11 protein-coding genes are annotated in these 18,826 nt (G+C 40.4%); 2 read left to right on the top strand and 9 right to left on the bottom strand.

All coding sequences use genetic code 11. The features are described 5' to 3' along the window. Nucleotides 1–238: 238 nt before the first annotated feature. From ychF to B9G53_RS20680, 5 genes are all read right to left on the bottom strand, one after another. The gene (gene ychF, locus B9G53_RS20700; protein ID WP_094535366.1) at nucleotides 239–1,330 is read right to left on the bottom strand and encodes a redox-regulated ATPase YchF; all 1,092 of its coding nucleotides are present in this window, start codon (nucleotides 1,328–1,330) and stop codon (nucleotides 239–241) included. Between the two features lie 146 nt (nucleotides 1,331–1,476). Continuing rightward, nucleotides 1,477–4,008 carry a PAS domain-containing hybrid sensor histidine kinase/response regulator gene (locus tag B9G53_RS20695; protein ID WP_094535365.1) on the bottom strand — a complete coding sequence of 844 codons (2,532 nt, stop codon included), beginning with the start codon at nucleotides 4,006–4,008 and terminating at the stop codon, nucleotides 1,477–1,479. A 97-nt stretch (nucleotides 4,009–4,105) separates the two neighbouring features. Then, nucleotides 4,106–4,663, bottom strand: coding sequence for a Rab family GTPase (locus B9G53_RS20690; protein WP_094535364.1), 558 nt, complete (start codon nucleotides 4,661–4,663; stop codon nucleotides 4,106–4,108). Then, nucleotides 4,664–7,495: a BON domain-containing protein gene (locus B9G53_RS20685; protein ID WP_094535363.1), complete on the bottom strand. Its 2,832-nt coding sequence runs from the start codon at nucleotides 7,493–7,495 to the stop codon at nucleotides 4,664–4,666. A 184-nt stretch (nucleotides 7,496–7,679) separates the two neighbouring features. After that, nucleotides 7,680–8,363 carry a hypothetical protein gene (locus B9G53_RS20680; RefSeq protein WP_254923756.1) on the bottom strand — a complete coding sequence of 228 codons (684 nt, stop codon included), beginning with the start codon at nucleotides 8,361–8,363 and terminating at the stop codon, nucleotides 7,680–7,682. Nucleotides 8,364–8,893: 530 nt separating this feature from the next. Here B9G53_RS20680 and B9G53_RS20675 point away from each other — a divergent pair. Continuing rightward, nucleotides 8,894–10,588 (top strand): AarF/ABC1/UbiB kinase family protein, encoded by a 1,695-nt coding sequence (locus tag B9G53_RS20675; protein WP_094535362.1) that lies wholly within the window; start codon nucleotides 8,894–8,896, stop codon nucleotides 10,586–10,588. A 38-nt stretch (nucleotides 10,589–10,626) separates the two neighbouring features. Here the strand turns inward: B9G53_RS20675 and B9G53_RS20670 are convergent, their stop codons facing one another. Both B9G53_RS20670 and B9G53_RS20665 read right to left on the bottom strand, forming a co-directional pair. Next, nucleotides 10,627–11,274 carry a hypothetical protein gene (locus B9G53_RS20670; protein WP_094535361.1) on the bottom strand — a complete coding sequence of 216 codons (648 nt, stop codon included), beginning with the start codon at nucleotides 11,272–11,274 and terminating at the stop codon, nucleotides 10,627–10,629. A gap of 129 nt (nucleotides 11,275–11,403) precedes the next feature. Beyond that, complete coding sequence (locus B9G53_RS20665; RefSeq protein ID WP_094535360.1) at nucleotides 11,404–12,540, bottom strand: phosphotransferase enzyme family protein; 1,137 nt, start codon at nucleotides 12,538–12,540, stop codon at nucleotides 11,404–11,406. A gap of 200 nt (nucleotides 12,541–12,740) precedes the next feature. On the opposite strand from B9G53_RS20665, the gene B9G53_RS20660 reads away from it, so the two are divergent. Then, nucleotides 12,741–14,498, top strand: coding sequence for a SulP family inorganic anion transporter (locus B9G53_RS20660; protein WP_254923755.1), 1,758 nt, complete (start codon nucleotides 12,741–12,743; stop codon nucleotides 14,496–14,498). A 36-nt stretch (nucleotides 14,499–14,534) separates the two neighbouring features. On the opposite strand, the gene B9G53_RS20655 is transcribed toward B9G53_RS20660, so the two are convergent. Next, the gene (locus tag B9G53_RS20655) at nucleotides 14,535–14,741 is read right to left on the bottom strand and encodes a hypothetical protein (RefSeq protein ID WP_094535358.1); all 207 of its coding nucleotides are present in this window, start codon (nucleotides 14,739–14,741) and stop codon (nucleotides 14,535–14,537) included. A 282-nt stretch (nucleotides 14,742–15,023) separates the two neighbouring features. Continuing rightward, nucleotides 15,024–18,566: a response regulator gene (locus B9G53_RS20650; RefSeq protein WP_094535357.1), complete on the bottom strand. Its 3,543-nt coding sequence runs from the start codon at nucleotides 18,564–18,566 to the stop codon at nucleotides 15,024–15,026. Nucleotides 18,567–18,826 lie beyond the last annotated feature (260 nt).

Raw genomic sequence — 18,826 nt, 5'->3', positions numbered from 1 at the left:
TTAATTTGTCTCCTCTTCGGCTTCATATTTTAAAGTTTTTTTCTCCCACCTGCCAACGCTATTATTTGCTCCCTGCACCTGTTTCGTAATTGTTTTTCTCATTCCATTACGAGCGGAATGTGGGTTAGATGATCGCAGGAATTCTATCCACGTAACATCAGTTATATCAAAGAATAATGGCGGCGCGAAGCGCTGCCATTACTCTTTGATATAACTATTGCGAAGCAATATTTTGCTCCTAGGCGCTAGTCAGGAATAAAATTACATCACCTTCTTGCACCACATATTCTTTACCTTCACTGCGGAGCAACCCCTTAGCACGAGCCGCACTCATTGAGCCGCACTCCACAAGGTCTTTAAAGGCAACTGTTTCCGCCCGAATAAAGGCTTTCTCGAAATCAGAGTGAATTACGCCTGCGGCTTGGGGTGCTTTCATCCCCGCATGAATTGTCCAAGCGCGGGCTTCCTTTGGCCCAACTGTGAAGTAAGTGCGTAAACCTAAAAGGTGATAGGTGGCACGGATTAGAGATTTTAAACCGCCTTCTTTAACTCCAAGGGATTCTAGAAAGTCTTGACGTTCATCATCTGGCAATTCTAAAAGTTCAGCTTCAACCTGAGCCGAGACAATAGTTACTTCAGCATTCTCCGCCGCCGCGATCGCCTTGACTTTATCGACAAAGGCATTACCAGTCGCCAGATCATCTTCAGAGACATTTGCTGCGTAAATTGTCGGCTTGAGAGTCAACAACTGCAACACCGAAATTGCTTCCTTTTCTTCATCGTTGAGATTGGCAAGACGCGCAGGTTTACCAGCGTCTAAAGTCTCGCGAACTTTTTCAAGGGCGGCTAATTCGATTTTTGCATCGGCATCGGCGCGAGCAGCTTTACGGGTACGCTCAATACGGCGATCGACTTGGGATAGGTCGGATAGAGCTAGTTCGAGGGTAATAATTTCAATGTCACGGGCTGGATCGATTGAGGCTTCAACATGGATGATGTCGTCATTTTCAAAACAACGCACGACATGAACGATCGCATCGCAGACACGAATATTTCCTAGGAACTGATTTCCTAGCCCTTCGCCCTTGCTTGCGCCTCTGACCAATCCTGCAATATCGACAAATTCGACTCGAGTGGGGATGATTTGCGCGGATTTACCGACTTCGGCGAGGGTATTTAGGCGATCGTCAGGGACGGACACCGAGCCAACGTTGGGTTCAATCGTACAAAAGGGAAAGTTGGCTGCTTCCGCCTTAGCGTTGGCAACTAGAGCATTAAATAACGTAGACTTCCCCACATTGGGTAGTCCGACAATCCCAGCTTTGAGCATGATGGCTATCTAAACGAAAACTTTTTTGACTTGTGCTTATAAATTTTGTCACAAAAGTCTCACCAAGTGAGACTTTTACTAAAATTTAGCTAGAAGTAATGTTTTTTGTAATGAAGTGCCGCGCGGAGCGCGGCACTTCATTACTTCTATATGATCCAACTCCTAAGATTCTCTTTAAGTTTTTGTTTGATAATCCAATCCTCAAGAGTCTCCTTAAGTTGTTGTCTGCGGATCGGCTTACTCAGAAAATCATCCATTCCCATTGCTATGCAGCGATCGCGATCTTCGGTAAAAGCATTGGCAGTCATCGCGATGATCACTACATGTTTGGATGTCTGAGCAGTAGATTCAAGTTGACGGATAGCTTGAGTCGTGTCATATCCATCCAATAAAGGCATCTGACAATCCATCAAGATAATGTCATAATCTTTAGTTCGCATTAACTCCAGTACCTGTTCCCCATTTTCAGCTAAGTCGGCTTGACATCCTAATTGTGATAAATATGTCATTGTCACTTTCTGATTGACAATGTTATCTTCTGCTAATAGAATCCTTGATCTTTTTAGCTCTTCTAACCCAATATTCGGCTTAGGGCGATCTCGAAGATGTGGAATAATTGCACTCGCAGAAGCATCATTAGCTAGAACTGGATTCTCAATTCCCAGAGATGAAAACATTGCTTTAAGTAATCGCTGCTCCTTAAAGGGTTTCGTTACGTATCCACAAAAGCCTTGATGAATAGCTATTTCAGCCTCACCTTGTCTGTTGGCTGTCAATATTGCCATAATTGGTAAATCAGCAAATCTCTCTTTCCCATGAATTTGCTGCATTAACTTAGAACCATTAAAATCAGTTAGTCCCCAATCTATAATGGCAACATCAACTTTATTCCTTGCGTCCAAATATCTAATCGCGTCCATAATGTTAGATACTTCATAGACTTCCGCACCAAACTTAGAGAGGTAATAACCTATCGCATGGCGGGCATGTTGGTTTGCGTCAACTACTAAAACATTTCGCTTACTTAAAGTGCGAGCATTATCACCTAAAGATGGGGGATTCTGAATTGGTTGAAGAGTAAAAGGAATCCTAAACCAAAAACAAGTTCCTTTCCCATTCTCGACAGGGCTAGATATACCGATTTCACCTTGCATTAGCTCCACTAACTGACGACAGATCGCTAGTCCTAATCCAGTACCACCAAAACGGCGATTAGTAGAGGTATCAACTTGAGAAAAAGGTTTAAAGAGCTTATCTTGATTTTCGGGATCAATACCAATACCTGTATCGATAACTGAGAATCGCAAATAGACTTGAGATTGTGGTGAATCCTTATTTGATAAAGGGTTAGATTGCTCAAAAATGCGATCGCGTTCGACCCGCACCACGATCTCGCCTTCAGTCGTAAACTTAATTGCATTACCAATTAAATTCATCATGATTTGCCTGAATCTAACTGTGTCCGCAATTAGTAAAGTTGGTAAGTTCTCTGCAAAACAAGCATTAATTTCTAGACCCTGATTATGGGCTTGAAATGCAAAGAGTTCAAGAATTTCTTCTATACATTGCTCTAAATTGAAAGGTAAACTTTCTAATTGCAACTGTCCTTCTTCTAGTTTTGACAAATCCAAAATACGATTAATTAAACTAAGCAATAAATTACCGCTTAACCGAATATTTTCCACAAAGTCCTGCTGACGATCATCTAGATTTGTCCCAAGTAACAGGTCTGTCATACCCAAAACGCCATTCATGGGAGTCCGAATTTCATGACTCATATTTGCTAAGAAAATACTCTTCGCTTTGGCTGATTGCTCAGCAAATTGTCTAGCGGCTAATAATTCTTGTTCTTTACGCTTCAGTTCTGTAATATTACGACCAACATAAACAAAATCATGGTTAGGTTCAACATTATACTCAAGTTGATGGTTTTGGATAGTTGAGCAAGAGAAAGAGATCAAAATCTCTTCACTAGTTTTTGATAGACATAATATTTCGATATTTGTAAAATAGCGATCGCTATCTAGAATATGTTCATTAGTTAACTGGTTTTGTAGATAATTCTGATGAATCAAATCTAATTGATGAGGATTTTCAAATAATGAAGCGATCGATGCACTTACTAATTCATTTTGGGAATAACCAAACAAATTGATAGCCGCAGGGTTGACAGTTTTAATTTTGCCTTGATAATCAGTAACAATTAAAGCATCAGCCATCGCAGAAATGATTTTGTCAATATATTCCTTCGACTTTAACAGAGCATTAGCAAGTAAATCAGATTCATTTGCCCTTTGCATTAATGTCTGAGACATTATCATCACATCTGTGGCATCTTCAATGCAGATAATAATATTTTTATCTTCTTCTTCTAATTCATTTGTACCAATAATATAAAAATTAAAATAGAGAGGCTCTTGAGGATTAAGTGAACGACAGACTCCTTTAATTTCAAGACTAGTAAGTTGGTTGAGCCAAATATTATGAAAAGATTCTTCTAATCCAATTATTTCGGGAAATGCATTCCGAATATCTTTATTCAGCAATGACTCGTGGGGATATTCAGAAAATCGTTCGGCTCCATAGGAAGTATCAGTAATCATAAACTGGCGATCAATTGTAATAAACGATCGCTCTGAAGCAGTGAGAAGTTTTTTTAGAAGTTTTGACTGTTTCATAGCAGCTAATGATTGATGAATAGAATGCTGAACGATTATTTATTGGGGATGTTCTTACTTGTAGCCTTCTAATACTTTAATTTTAGTCGTCGAGTCTTTATTCTAGCATTAGCATCTGAAACGCCAATTTTTGGAATGTTTCATCAACACCTTCACCAGTTTTAGCTGAAGTAATATTTATAGATATGTTTAGGTTAGCAAAATCAGTTGGGATAGATTGCAATAGACTGTCTCTCTCATGGCTTTCAATCAAATCAACTTTATTCAAGGCAATGATTAAGTTAGATTGAGGATTAATGGATTTAAAAAGCTGCACATGATCTTTGAGATTTTGCATACTTGAGTTTCTGGTCACGTCGCCAACGATGATTGCTCCCTTTGCTCCTTGTAAATAACTGGGTGCGATCGCCTTAAAACGGGTACTACCTTCAATATCCCAAATAATCAACTGCAATTGTTTTAATTCTACTGAAGAATCATTTACACAAGAATTATTAATAGAGACTAATTTCCGTGAGATTTTTACACCAACCGTTGATAAATACTTATCACTAAATTGACGATCAACAAACTGGCGAATTAGGCTGGTTTTACCAACACCAAAATCACCAATCAGACATATTTTTTGAGAAATTACTTTGGTAGGAGAATGCATTTAATTAGATACGGACATGGGCTTTAAAATTGGTTGAAACTCTACCCACCTTAAGATTTGGTCAGAGGGTTGCTGCACAGATACATCTATTATCCCAGAAATATGTAAGCGTTTAGCATTTACACCTCTTTGCAATAGAGCATCTCGAACAGTTTGAGCGCGTTTCATTCCTAATTGATAGTTGATAGCGCGATCTCCAATATTATCATTCTTTACCAAAATCTTAAGATTGTAGTCTGGGTAAAGATCTAGAAAAGCTTGAACTTCTATTAGTTTTTCGGTATCACTTGGTTCTAGGGTTGTCACCCACAGTGGAAAGTAGATGCGTGTGGATAGCTTTGGTGTCAGAATCGTGGCGGCATTGCTAACCGTAGTAATTCCTGCAATTTTAGTGAATGACTGAGTGATTTTGGGGATCAGTCGGGGCTGCTCAATCTGTCCTGTAATTGTTACTTGTCCATCTTTAAATTGGCTCTGAATATTTACGCCTTGGGTGTAGTTGAGGGCTTTAGTAAGTCGTTGGACTTCGATCGCTACAAGTTCAGGATCGGGCGGTATATTGACGGTATAAATATTATTGTTGATTTTGCCATTTGCTATTTCTGTTTTGGTAGATGAAATCGCCACTTGGAGGGCGCGATCGCGTAAATGTTGATTTGGCAATTTGCCTGTTAATTTCAAGCGATCGCCTTCGGCAGTTACGTTCAGCCGATAGACAGCGAGTTCAGGCGTACTGGCGAATGCTTCTAAAACTTTCGCTTCAAGTTGACGATCTCGATTAGCGTAATATTGAAAAATTCCTATCGGCACAAAAATCAGGGCAAGTACGGCTAAACTCATAACCATCAGAGTCTTTGGTGATTGCTTGGAAAGTTTTGTCTTTTCAACTTCTATTAATGTTTTGAGTTGAGTTTCTACTTCCATGGGAACCATACTGGGATCACCGTCAAATTCTTTGAAGCGATCGCCATAGACTTGCACAACTCGACCAAAAACATCGCGAATTTTGTTTACCAAAGCCGCGTCAGGTTCTCCTTGAATAATCACCGCAAGATAACAATATCCCGCCACTTCCAGCAAAATCTTAGAACCACTATAGTTAATCGCATCAAGTTCCGTGGTACTTTCCGATCGCGATATACATTCATTGGCAAAGCTCCGAATCGCTGTCAACATCCCTGCTAGCATGTCTGAGTCAATTGGCTCTACCAAAGAATCAAGATCACTTTTTTGGATATCGATCATTACTAGTCCTGATAGATTATGAATCAAAAATATGGCTTGAATTTCAAAGGGAACTGATTCTTTAAGGATTAATTCGGCTTCAGAAACGCCTTTTATTCTGGCGCGAAATTTACGCTGTATGCCTTCTACGCTAAAAGTCTGTTCAACCTTTTCATTAATGGAACGAATTGCTTCCGCAAAATATTTGGTGATCGTATTCCCAATTACAGGATAAAGAGCATCAACCATAGCATCACGTTCAAGTACGATCTGTTGCTTAATAGCCGCTCCCATTTCTGGTGCAAGTGCATCAACGATTTCATCGCGATCAATCCGAATTTGTTCACGAATAGCTGCCCCAACTTCTGGCCCGAGAGCCTTCGCAATTTGCTCAGGGTTATTACGAATTTGGTCACTAATCGCATTGGGTAAAAGATCGGCGATCGCATGACTCATCGATAAACGATCTAGTTGCGATCGCTCAAAGATCACCTCAGCGATAATTGGTGTAATCGCTTGACACATCTCTTCTCTAGCTTGATCGGCTTTGAGACTGAGCAGCTCCGCAATAATTGGCAGCAAAAGCTGGACTAACTCTGCTGGTTGATTAATTTGATTTTCTAACTGAGCAACACGCTCCCTAACCCCTTCAATCTCCATCGGAATATTGCTATTTTCATCGTCCATAGCCGAGAGTCTACGAGAAGCACTGTGCAGAAGACTTTCTAAACCCTCGATTTTGTTCATTATTTCAGGATTATTTACCTGACTTTCAACAATTCCTAGCTTTTGCTCAACCGCAATTTTAAAGCTTCTCAAATCTTCTAACTCTGGCACAACCAGAATATCCTGCAAAAGATGTAAGGCTTCATCATCTGAGGAGTTTTCTAAATAGGAGTTTTTTGACGGCGTTTGTAATTGAGGTCGAGAAGCAGGTACTGAGACGGATTGAGAGATTTGAGAAGAGTTTGTTTGAGCAATTTGCGGAGATACTATTTGGGCTTTATCACTACCTAAGAGAATCTCTTGGATGAGGTTAACCGTCTCAATTTCTTCTTTTCGTGAAGGTTCTATTTGTTCTAATCGGGAATATTTAGAATTGTCAACAAGATCTAAGTTTTCCGTAGCCTGTTCTACTGTTTGCCGATCTTTAACATCATGATCAAACCCATTTTTAGCAGAAGGAATATCTCTTAAAAAAGGTAGCTCATCTAGTAGGCTAGGAAAAGGATATACGGAAGGCGATCGCCCGATATCTGAAAAATCTTCATCTAATGATTTTTGTCTGGGCTTAGCCAATGAGTTCTGTGAATTTGGCGATCGCGTTATATCTAAAAATTCTTCATCTGGAAATTTTTTTCTAGACTTTCCTATTAAGTTCTGCTCGCTCTCTAACAATCTTGAGCTAGACTTAATTTCTTTATATTTATTATCATAATTGTCAATATTTAACAGACTTGAATCATCTACCCGTTGCTGATTCTGAGAATTTTTAGGTTTTTCAGAGTCAATAATATTTAGCTCAGAGAGCAGGAGTAAAAACTTTTCAACATCACTGAGCGCTTTATTCTGGAAGTTACCCTTTTGCTCTCCTTTTAGCTCTGACATACTACTTTTGCATAATGACAGTGTTTTTGTACTATAGCAATGAAAGTTTTGCTTAGAACATAAAACCAAAATAAATGAAGGCGGCGCTTCGCGCCGCTTTCATTTATTTTGGCTCTCCACAAATGCAAAACAAGGGGCTTCAGCCCCTTGTTTTGCATTTGTGGTTACTTACTTTTTATGGAATTTATGGCTTGGCTTTAGAAGTACGTGATGTAGTTCTAGTTGCAGGGCTAGTTGCGTCCGCGCTAGTTGAGACTTTTGGCTCAGAATCGAGGATACTCACCCGTTCATACTTCTCTTCCACCTTTTCTTCAGCCGCCTCACGCAGTTCAGGTACAAACTCAGAACCCTTAAGTCGCATACCTAACTCAAATAGCAGCTCAGCCATATCATCTTTAGAAAGTTTGTCTTCTCGAAGAATTGAGAAATGACGGTCTAGCTCCTCTAAAACTAGCGATCTCAATTCACGAGTATCATTTTGTAAATTATCTCTAGTTTGGGCAATTTCTTCCCGCAGCGCTACCCGTTGCGCTTCAACGGACTCATCAAGGGTCTCAATATTACTTGTAAACTTGCGGTTAATGCGATCGAATTGTTGACGTAGGTCAGCAGCTTCCTCCTGAGTAGAGGTACTAATCGTTTTTAGTCGCTTATCAATAGACTCAACCGCCGCCCGTAACTCACTGGCTAACACTGATTTTAAGTCGTTAAGGCGATCGCGGACATCTTGCTGAATAGCTGAAATATCCGACTCAGCTTTATCTAGCCGACTAGTGTATTCGCGCAAATGTGCGCCGAAAATGATATCGCGAATTTGATCAATATTGCCTAAGCGTTCGCGGATCTCATCTCTGGTGATTTCACCCATTAGGTTACCTCTAGGAATGATTTGAATAGTTACAAAGTTTTTTAGCCTCAAGGCTCTACATACTGCGGTTTGCATTTTGTCTACGACAGTTTACAAACCGTAAAACCCATACTAATTTTGGTTTGCGATTTTCATATTGACCATGCCAATGTAAAAACCTCATGCATAATGTTTCTGGCGATCGCCACTAAACATAACCATAGCAAAGTCTTGCCATTTTTGCTGTCTTTTGGTAGCAGTGCTTTACACTTCCCTCACTTTTGAGCTTTATACCAAAACATACAAACGGCTACGCCGTTTTATGTTTTAGCAACCTTTACTAAGAAAGAGCGTGAGGCAGCGCTTTGCGGTGTCTCACATTTTTTAGTGATGGCTATAATTCGTGTCACTTCGCAGAATTGTTATTAATTTGGGTAATATAAACACAGCACTGCTAGTCAGAATTACGAATTACAAAATTACGAGTCAGGAATTCGTAATTCGTAATTCGTAATTCGTAATTTTATTAGCATTGTTATTATTGGCAAAATATGTCTGCGATCGCCCAATTACAGTACAAAAAGCTGCGCTGGCAGAGAAGCAAAAGTTCTTCACTAGCCCGTCAACGCGAGGTGTTTTTAGCTGCGTTTACATTCCTGTTTTTTATATGGTGGGATAAGTTTTGGCAAAATAATACATCAAGTACGCGCAGCAAAAGGGCTGAATGGCTGGTTCGCAATATGCTCGAACTAGGTCCAACATTTATCAAGATTGGTCAATCACTGTCTACTCGCGTCGATCTGTTACCACCCGAATACATTAGTACTTTGGCGCAGCTCCAAGACAAAGTGCCAGCCTTTAGTGCTAAAGAGGCCAGAGACATTATCGAACTGGAACTAGGGAAATCTCTTTATACAATCTATCGTGACTTTGACGAAATTCCTCTTGCCGCCGCTAGTCTCGGACAAGTACATCGAGCTACTTTGTACAGTGGTGAAGAAGTTGTTGTCAAAGTCCAACGTCCGGGGTTGAAAAAACTATTCGATCTCGATTTACTTGCGGTTGGCAAACTTCTCAAGGTATTTCGGCGCTATTTTGCATGGACACGCAAATATAATTTAGAAGGAATTTATCAAGAGTTTTTTACGATTCTTTATCAAGAAATTGATTATGCGATCGAAGGCAGCAATGCCGATCGCTTCCGTAAAAATTTTGAAGGCTATCCACGGATCGTTGTCCCAAAAATCTATTGGGACTATTCCACCTCTATGGTTTTGACCTTAGAATATGTCCCAGGCATCAAAATTGATGATCGTCAAGCCCTTGAAGCCTGTGGATTGAATCCCAAAGAAATTAATCAATTAGGAATCTGCTGCTATCTCAAACAATTGCTCCAAGATGGATTCTTTCATGCTGATCCTCATCCTGGAAATTTAGCTGTCAGCCCTAGTGGAAGTCTCATTTTTTATGACTACGGCATGATGGCGGAAGTAAAAACCATGGCAAAGGATCAAATGGTCAAAACCTTCTTTGCCGTACTGCGGAAAGATACTAATGAAGTCGTTGACACTTTGATGAGCATGGGTTTCATCGAACCGATCGCCGATATGAGTCCGATTAAGCGCATGTTGAAATTCGTGCTGGATCGCTTCACGGAAAGACCAGTAAATATCTATGAGTTTGAGCAAATTAAAGGCGAAGTGGTAGCCATTTTTGAGAAGCAGCCTTTCCGTCTGCCGCCGCAAATGACCTATCTGCTCAAATCCCTCACCACCCTTGATGGAATCGCCCGAATTCTCGATCCAGAATATAACTTCACCACCGCCGCCCAGCCCTTTGTCAAAAGTATTGTCCTCACAAGGGGGCGTGGCAATACCTTAGGAGCTTTGGCACAACAAGCAAAAGATTTTCTGGTTTATCAACTCAATAAACCTAGTCGCATGGAAATTTTATTAGAACGGTTGGAAGAGCGGATCGAGCGTGGTGAGTTGATGATTCAGGTCAAGTCTTCCGAAAGCGATCGCACTCTCAAGCGGATTAACATTGCTGTGAAAGCTTTAATTTATGCTTGTCTTACAGGATTTTTAGTCCTCGCTGGAGCCGTACTATTGGTCGGTACAAATGGTACTTATACGAGTTGGGCGATCGCTGCTTTTATAGGTGCTTTTTTCTCTGGATTTTCACTAATACGCGCTCTCGTCCAATTATCAATCCGCGAAAAAATAGATAATATTGCTGAACAATAAAAAGAGGTGGCGGCGCGAAGCTCCGCCACCTCTTTTTATTACTTGGGAAACCAAAAGTGCCAATCAGTATTGGGGTTTGACGGTGGTTTGTAAAAATCAGGATTACCAGTATATAGAACTTCAGCAATGAGAGGAAAACTCTCAGTCTGACTTGGTGGGCAATCCCAATCTGGATGATGCCACTCATCAAGGCGTAAAACCTCAGTCATCCCATTGGGAATAAACACTCCATATTCTTCCTGATTAGCCAGTAACTCTTCTCGATAGTTTTCTAACAAAGCGATCGCAATATCAGGCTCATGCTCCGAAAATAAATCTGGACGAAAAATGATATTCAATTCTGTTAAGGGAATAGATTTACCTCTCACAGTTACAAGATAATCGTTAAGTAATTCATCGTATTTAATTTGTCCCGTAATTAGGTAGCGATTACTGTCAAAATGGAAATTGTGCTGAGCATTATTTTTCTGTGAATTACAGTTGCCCACACATTCAATAATTGTGGTTAGTCCTTCACCAGCAGGACACCAAGTAATTGAGTTGAACATAATAATCCATTGATGCTCATCCCGAAATGCCAAAAGTCTTGACGAAAGATAGTCAACATTTAAATTGCCTAGGCAAGGTATTTTGATCTCATTAAAACTGCGATCTAGAAACTCTAAAATTTGTTGTGGTGATTCCATGTATTTTTAATCTACGATATAGCGTTTATCAGTCTAGTGAAGTATGGGTTTGTTTCCCCGCCTTCGGCGGGGAAACAAACCTTTGTACCTCGCTTGCTTGAAAAACGCTATAGAAGCCGTATTTCTATCTTACAGTGCTTTACATTGTATGTCTTTGATGATTTTCTGAATGACTGATTCTTGAGTTTCAATACTCTCGACTAAACGAAACTGAACAAGCGATCGCCACAAATTATGTTCAGAATGTTTAACATTAAAGTAGATATTTCCTGATAAATAATCGGTAAAAAAGCGCAATCCTAATTCAAAGGTAATCACCCGAATTGCGTCATAAATATAGGCATAGTCAGATTCTGTCAGAAATGATTGCGCCGTTGAGAGATATCCCTGTAAAATCCCTTGACATAGATCCATATCAAATTGAACATCTTGCCATTGTTCCGTCTCTTCACCCGCAGGATTACAACCCGATCGCAAACAATCACCGATATCATAATGCACTAACCCAGATTTCACCGTATCCAAATCGACCACACTCACCGCCAGTTGCGTCTGTCGATCAAATAAAATATTATTCACTTTCGGATCACCATGCATGACTCGCAATGGTAATTTTCCAGATGCTTTCGCATCTTCTAAAATATGTGCTAAGTCCTTGCGATCGCTTACAAAGCGTAAACAATAATCAACTTCAGGTGATTTATTAATATTTCTCGTTCCCAAAATCTCTTCATATTGCTGTAAATATCGTGGCGTAATATGAAAACCTTCTAAGGTATCAGCCAATCGTTCAGGAAGCAAATCACTAGTCAGATGATGGAACATTCCCAAAGCATAGCCAACTTCTCGCGCTTGTTCAATATTCTGCATCGCATCAAAGGATTGAGAACCTGCGATAAAACTAAGCGATCGCCAAAATTCGCCACTTTCAGTCTGCCAATAGTCTTGACCTTGCTGAGTTGGTAATATTTTTGGTATATCCCATCGTCGATCTAGTGGATAATTTTGCAGGCGATCGCGTACATGATTCGCATAAACCCGCATATTCTGCATGACCAACTTTGGTTCACGAAACACTTTGGTATTTATGCGTTGCAAGATGAAAGACTGAGCTTCTACTTCCTGTAAAGAAACTAAAAAAGTATCATTAATATTGCCACTGCCAAATGCTTGAATATCGGCAATTTGATTTTGGTTAGAGAATTTTTGGGCGATCGCTATAATTTGCGATCGTTCAAGCTGAGAGATTTGGTTGTTTTGGCCCATAATTTTTAGATAATGTCAACAATTCTTTGGCTAAGCATAGTGTCATTTTTTGGGTAGTCTGGAAAGTCTATCTAAAAACTTAGGGCTTCGCCGTAAAATAAAGAACCAGATTTTTGATGGCGCGGCTTCGCTGCGCCATCAAAAATCTGGTTCTTTACTAAATTGCAGAATCCTTATAATCCTTATATTGAGGTGACTTGTTGACAAAGCCCCCACCGAATATTCCATTTCCCCTTGCTGCACATCCTCATGGGTTAGCCCGATGGATGCCCATTATCGCTGTGCTAAGGAATTATCAACTTCCTTGGCTGATCCAAGATGTGGTTGCAGGACTGGTACTGACCGCCATCCTCATTCCCGCAGGTATGGGTTATTCCGAAGCCGCAGGCTTACCTGCGATCTATGGGTTATATGCCACGATTGTGCCATTAATTGCCTATGCCATTTTTGGACCTAGTCGGATTTTGGTATTAGGTCCTGACTCAGCTTTGATTCCCCTAATTTCTGCAACAGTGCTACCAATGTCTAATGGCGATCCAGTTCGGGCGATCGCGATCGCGGGAGTTTTAGCAATTTTTTCAGGAATCATCTGCATTGTTGCAGGGCTAGCAAGGTTTGGCTTCATTACCGAACTACTTTCTAAACCGATTCGCTATGGATATCTGAATGGAATTGCTGTGACCATTTTAATTGGTCAATTGCCGAAGATTTTTGGATTTTCCGTGGCTGGCAATACGATTTGGGAAGATCTGATTGGATTTGGGCAAGGTGTTCAAGATGGTAAAACCAACACGACAGCACTAGCGATCGGATTATCTTGTTTGCTGGTAATTCTAGTTCTTAAGAAACTAGCTCCCAAAATCTCAGGGGTCTTGGTGGCGGTGGTAGCGGCAACGATAGTTAGTTCTCTATTCGACCTTGCACAGCGATCGGGCATATCCGTAGTCGGAGTCTTGCCACAGGGGTTACCCACATTCCAAGTTCCTAACATTGCACCGATCAAATTTAATACTTTGTTTTCTAGTGCTTTGGCGATCGCCTTGGTGTCCTATGCCGATCTGAGTGTGTTGTCACGAACCTTTGCCATACGCGGTGGTTATAAAGTTGATCGCAATCAAGAATTAATTGCCTTGGGTATCGCCAATATTGCGGCGGGATTATTTCAAGGATTTTCCGTGAGTAGTAGTGCTTCACGTACTCCTGTAGCTGAAGCCGCAGGCTCGAAAACACAGATTACAGGAGTGGTAGGTGCAATTTGTCTTGCCATAGTTTTATGGTTTGCGCCGATGTTATTACGAGATTTACCCCAAGCTGCTCTCAGCGCTGTGGTTATTTCGGCTGGGCTAGGCATTTTTGAAATTAGGGGAACTTTGCGCCTATATCATTTAAGGCGATTTGAATTTTTTCTGTCAATTGTTTGTTTTTGTGGTGTCGCTGTACTGGGAGTGATTCAAGGCATTTTTAGCGCTGTAGTTTTGGCGTTGATTGCCTTTGTGTGGAGTGCATGGCGACCACACTATGCAGTACTTGGTCGGATTGATGGCATTAAAGGCTATCACGATGTCTCGCGCCATCCCGAAGCTAGACAAATTCCAGGATTAGTGATTTTTCGTTGGGATGCGCCACTGTTTTTTGCCAATGCCGAAACCTTTTGTGAACATGTATTACAGGCGGTAATGAATGCTCCGACGACTACCAAGTGGGTACTAGTAGCCGCAGAACCTGTCACTGATATTGACCTTACGGCTGCGGATGCGATCGCTGAACTTGATAAAACCCTATGCAAAGCACATATAGAATTATGCTTTGCGGAGATGAAGGGACCAACTAAGGATCGCCTAAAACGTTATGGACTTTTCACCAAGATTGGCAAAGATGACTTCTTTCCCACCATTGGACAGGCTGTGGATATGTATTTGGAAGTAAATAAAGTCGAATGGCACGATTGGGATGAATAAATGAGAAAGCGGTGCAATGCACCGCTTTCTCACGTTTTATGACTTAATAGCAATCCAATCTTTTTTTAGTAAGGTGACAAAAGTGGCGATACCTTTGGAAAATCCTACGGGGTCTTGCATCGCATATTCAGGAAAATCTTCGTAGTGTCGCCATTGTTCGGCTGCATTGTGGCGTAAATGCAATACACGTTCTCCATCTTCAAGCTTCCAAAGCATTTGACCGCCAGTTGGGATATTAGACATGGTTCTCCTCCTGTTATGTTAACCAGAACATTCAACATTGGTATGAGCTACCAGTTGTTATCGACAATTTTGGCGATCCCAATATTAAATTCTGTAAATATAGCTACTTTTAATATAGCCATGATCATCAAACTAGTGTAAGGGTGAACGCTTCGAGTTAACCTATGCCTATAGAGATAAATAAGCTGCTTTAGATTAGAGATTCAGAACGCGAGCGCTAAGTTCACGCCTTGCAAGTACTACGCGATCGCACTAATGCGATCGTTGATGAAGATTGTCACGCTATAATAGCTCTTGAATAGAATCAACTAATTTTCGTAAGCGAACTGGTTTGGTAATATAACCGTCTGCTCCTGCATTCATACACTTTTCCTGATCCCCTTTCATCGCTAAAGCAGTGAGTACAATAATTGGAATATTTGCTGTTTTTGGATTAGCCCGAATTAGTCTAATTGCTGTCAGTCCATCCATTTCAGGCATTTGAATATCCATCAGAATAATATCGGCTTTTTGCGTAGTCGCCATCTCAACAGCTATTTTGCCATTGGCGGCTAGCAAGAGGTTATATCCCCGATTTTCAAGATAGCTCCGCAGAGTTTCAATATTTGCATCATCATCTTCCGCGATGAGAATAGTGTAAGGTGTATCTCTCGCTGCAATGTCTATAACTTTATTGGACATTGCAGGGGATAGATTTTCAAGATTATCATTGGCAGTTAAATCATGCTGATAGGGAAGCCTAATCCGAAACTTGCTACCTTTTCCCAATTCACTTTCAAAATCAACTAAGCCTCCATGCATTTCGGCAATCTTTTTTACCAAAGATAAGCCTAAACCCGTGCCTGCATATTTACGATTGAGGGCACTGTCAATTTGCACAAAGGTTTGGAAAATCTTACCGACATCTTCTTGAGCAATACCAATACCTGTATCGGTCACCAAAAAATCAATATAAAATTTAGGGTGGGTATCTTCATGACTAATTTCAGATATTTGAACCTCTAATGTGACCATGCCGCCATCGTTCGTGAACTTTACGGCATTGGTGAGTAAATTGATTAATGCTTGGCGTATTCGTAATTCATCAACTTGGATATAAGCAAATTGAGGTTGCTTTAGCTGATCGGCAATATTGAAGATGAGTCGAATATTTTTTTTGAGCGCTAGTTGCTTCACAAAAATGAGACTATCGTTACAAAGCTTCTTGATCTCTATGTTTTCGATGTGTAACTCTAGTTTTCCAGATTCAATTTTGGCAAGATCGAGGATATCAGTAATTAGGGAAAGCAAATGCTGTCCACCATTTTCGATCATTGTAACTGCGTTCTTTTGCCGATCGCTTAAGTCCCCCAAAATACCTTCTTGTAATGACTCTGACATTCCTAAAATCGCATTGAGGGGAGTGCGTAATTCATGACTCATATTTGCTAAAAACTCATCCTTGAGGCGAGTTGCTCTATCTAGTTCAATATTGGCGAGAGCTAAGCTTTCATTGTTTTCTTGGAGTTGTAATTCAATTTTTTTGCGCTCCTCTAGTTCTATTTGTACTTGGTGATATAAATCAGCTTGTTGAATCGCGATCGCCAGTTGCGAAGATATTTGAGTCACAAAATCGATTTCATACTGTTCCCATTGTCGAGGGCTAGAACATTGATGAATACATATCAATCCCCATATATTTTCACCATTGAAACCCTCTAAGACTGGAACTGCTAAATCAGCTTGCACTTCAAATTTTTGGAGGATTTTTCTATGTGTGTCTGATATATTTGCCTTGTCAATATCAGCGATCGCCACAGGTTCAAAAGATTGATAGTTAATAGCAAAATCTTTGCCACAGTCAGTGCGAATTGCTTCATCAAAGACATTGATTAAGCATTCCTGAATATCTTCGGCAACAAATATACCATCACTCAAATTAGATTCAGGATAGAAATAGAAAATACTAACTCGTTCGGCATTAAGCAATTGCTTGACCTCTCGAACTACTGCTTGAAATATACTAGGTAATTCTAGAGATTGACGGATACGTTGATTGATTTCTCGTAAAGCTTTCTCTCTTTGAGCTTGTCTACTCACTTCTGCTTCTACCTTTTTAAGTTCGCTAATGTCAATGACTAAGGCGATTGCCTCTTCTTTGGATTGACTCAGCATAGCGCCACTCAATAGCACTGATAAAGGTTTACCATCTTTGCAGATATACTCTTTTTCGTAGGGTATCGTAAATCCTGAGTCTCTAAGTTGCTGCAAAGCGATTTGATCTAGCGGCGAAAATTCAGGGGGGGTGATTTGATCCCATCGGATCAAATTATTCTGTAAATCTTCGTTGGTGTAGCCAATCATCTGGAGAAAACGATGATTAGCATCAAGAATTTCCCCTGATAAGGTAGCGGTTAAAATTCCTGCTGCATCGGACTCAAACAACCTTCTAAACCGAAACTCACTGGTCTTTAGAGCCGCCGTGCGCTGTTCTACCCGATCTTCCAGTTCTTGATTTAGGACTTGTAGAGCTTTTTCTGCTTGGATTTTTTCTGCTAGTTCTATTTGTACCTGTTGATAGAGATTAGCTTGAGAAATAGCGATCGCCAACTGATTGCTGACCTGATGAAAAAACTCTATTTCCCACTCCTGCCAATAGTGTTCAGTATGATGATGGGCAACTAGTAAACCCCAGAGACTATTTTCACTTTTGAGAACTGGTGCAACTAATTTGGCTCTGACCCCCAAACTACGCAGATATTCATTAAGACAGGGAGCCATTTCGTAGTTATCGCAATTATCGACGTGATGTACTTTCCCTTCGATATAGGTTTGGTAAATCTCTTGAGGAAATATTTCTGAAGGGAATACAATATCTAATACTTTATCTAATTTTTCATTTACCGCTTCCGCAACTGCCTTTCCCGTTCCATCGTCAAATATTTGATAGGCTAAAACTCGGTCGATGTCCAAAATCCGCTTTAATTCTTTTACTACCGTATCTAGTATTTGAGAGAGATTTAGAGACTGGCGAATACTGAGAGTTAATTCAGACACTATTCTATCTCTCTCAAACTGTTGAAATAACTCTAATTCTTTCTGCTTGCGGAGCGTAATATCTTCTTTGACAGCTACATAATGCGTTATCCTACCCTCCTCATCTTTAATTGACGAGATGGAAGCTTGCTCCCAATAAAGCTCACCATTACGTTTTTTATTGTGAAATTCTCCATGCCACTCAAATCCATTGGAGATTGATTTCCAGAGATGGGCATATTCTTGAGGAGGGGTTTCGCCTGATTTAAGGAGACGAGGATTTTGACCAATTACATCTTCCAAAGCATAGCCTGTTAATTCTTCAAATTTGGGATTTACATAGGTAATATCACCTTTCTCATCCGTAATCACAATCGAAGCAGGGCTTTGCTCGGATACCTTAGATAGGATTTTGATTTGCGCTTCTGCTGCTTCCCGTTGAGCAATTTCTGCTTGGAGTTGCTGGTTTTGTGTAGCTAAGTCTTGGCTGAGGCGACGCAGTTGTAAATGCAGATCTATTCTGGCAATTAGCTCTTCTTCTTGAAATGGTTTGGTAATATAATCTACAGCTCCTAATTTAAGTCCCTTGACCTTATCGGCAGTGCTAGCAAGCGCCGTCATAAAGATGATCGGAATATCACGAGTAACTTCAGACTGCTTAAGTCGTTGGCAAGTATCAAACCCGTCAATTTCAGGCATGAGAATATCTAGCAAAATGAGATCAGGCAGAGCTTTAGTAATTTTCTGAATGCCACTCAGCCCATCCATTGCCACTAGGGTTTTGTAGCCGAATGACCCTAGAACCCACATTCCGCTCTTATTTTACTGAAAAAAATATTTAGAAAGCAAATCCTTATACAGCAAGTATTTTGGGCTTTAATCCCAAAAGAATCACTATTTTAACAATTTAAATAATGATTCACTAATAGGAATTACTATCATTAATTTCTCAGGAAATCGCTGAAACCCTCATTGTCTCGTTGTAAATATTTTTAGGCTTCCATTACGAGCGGAATGTGGGCTAGAACCTCCGTCAGCAAACTAACATTGTCAGGATTATCATCAATGAT

The sequence above is a fragment of the Pseudanabaena sp. SR411 genome, from assembly GCF_002251945.1.
Lineage (GTDB): Bacteria > Cyanobacteriota > Cyanobacteriia > Pseudanabaenales > Pseudanabaenaceae > Pseudanabaena.
Note: the sequence above shows the minus strand (reverse complement) of the source record. Positions and strands in the feature narration are given on the sequence as shown.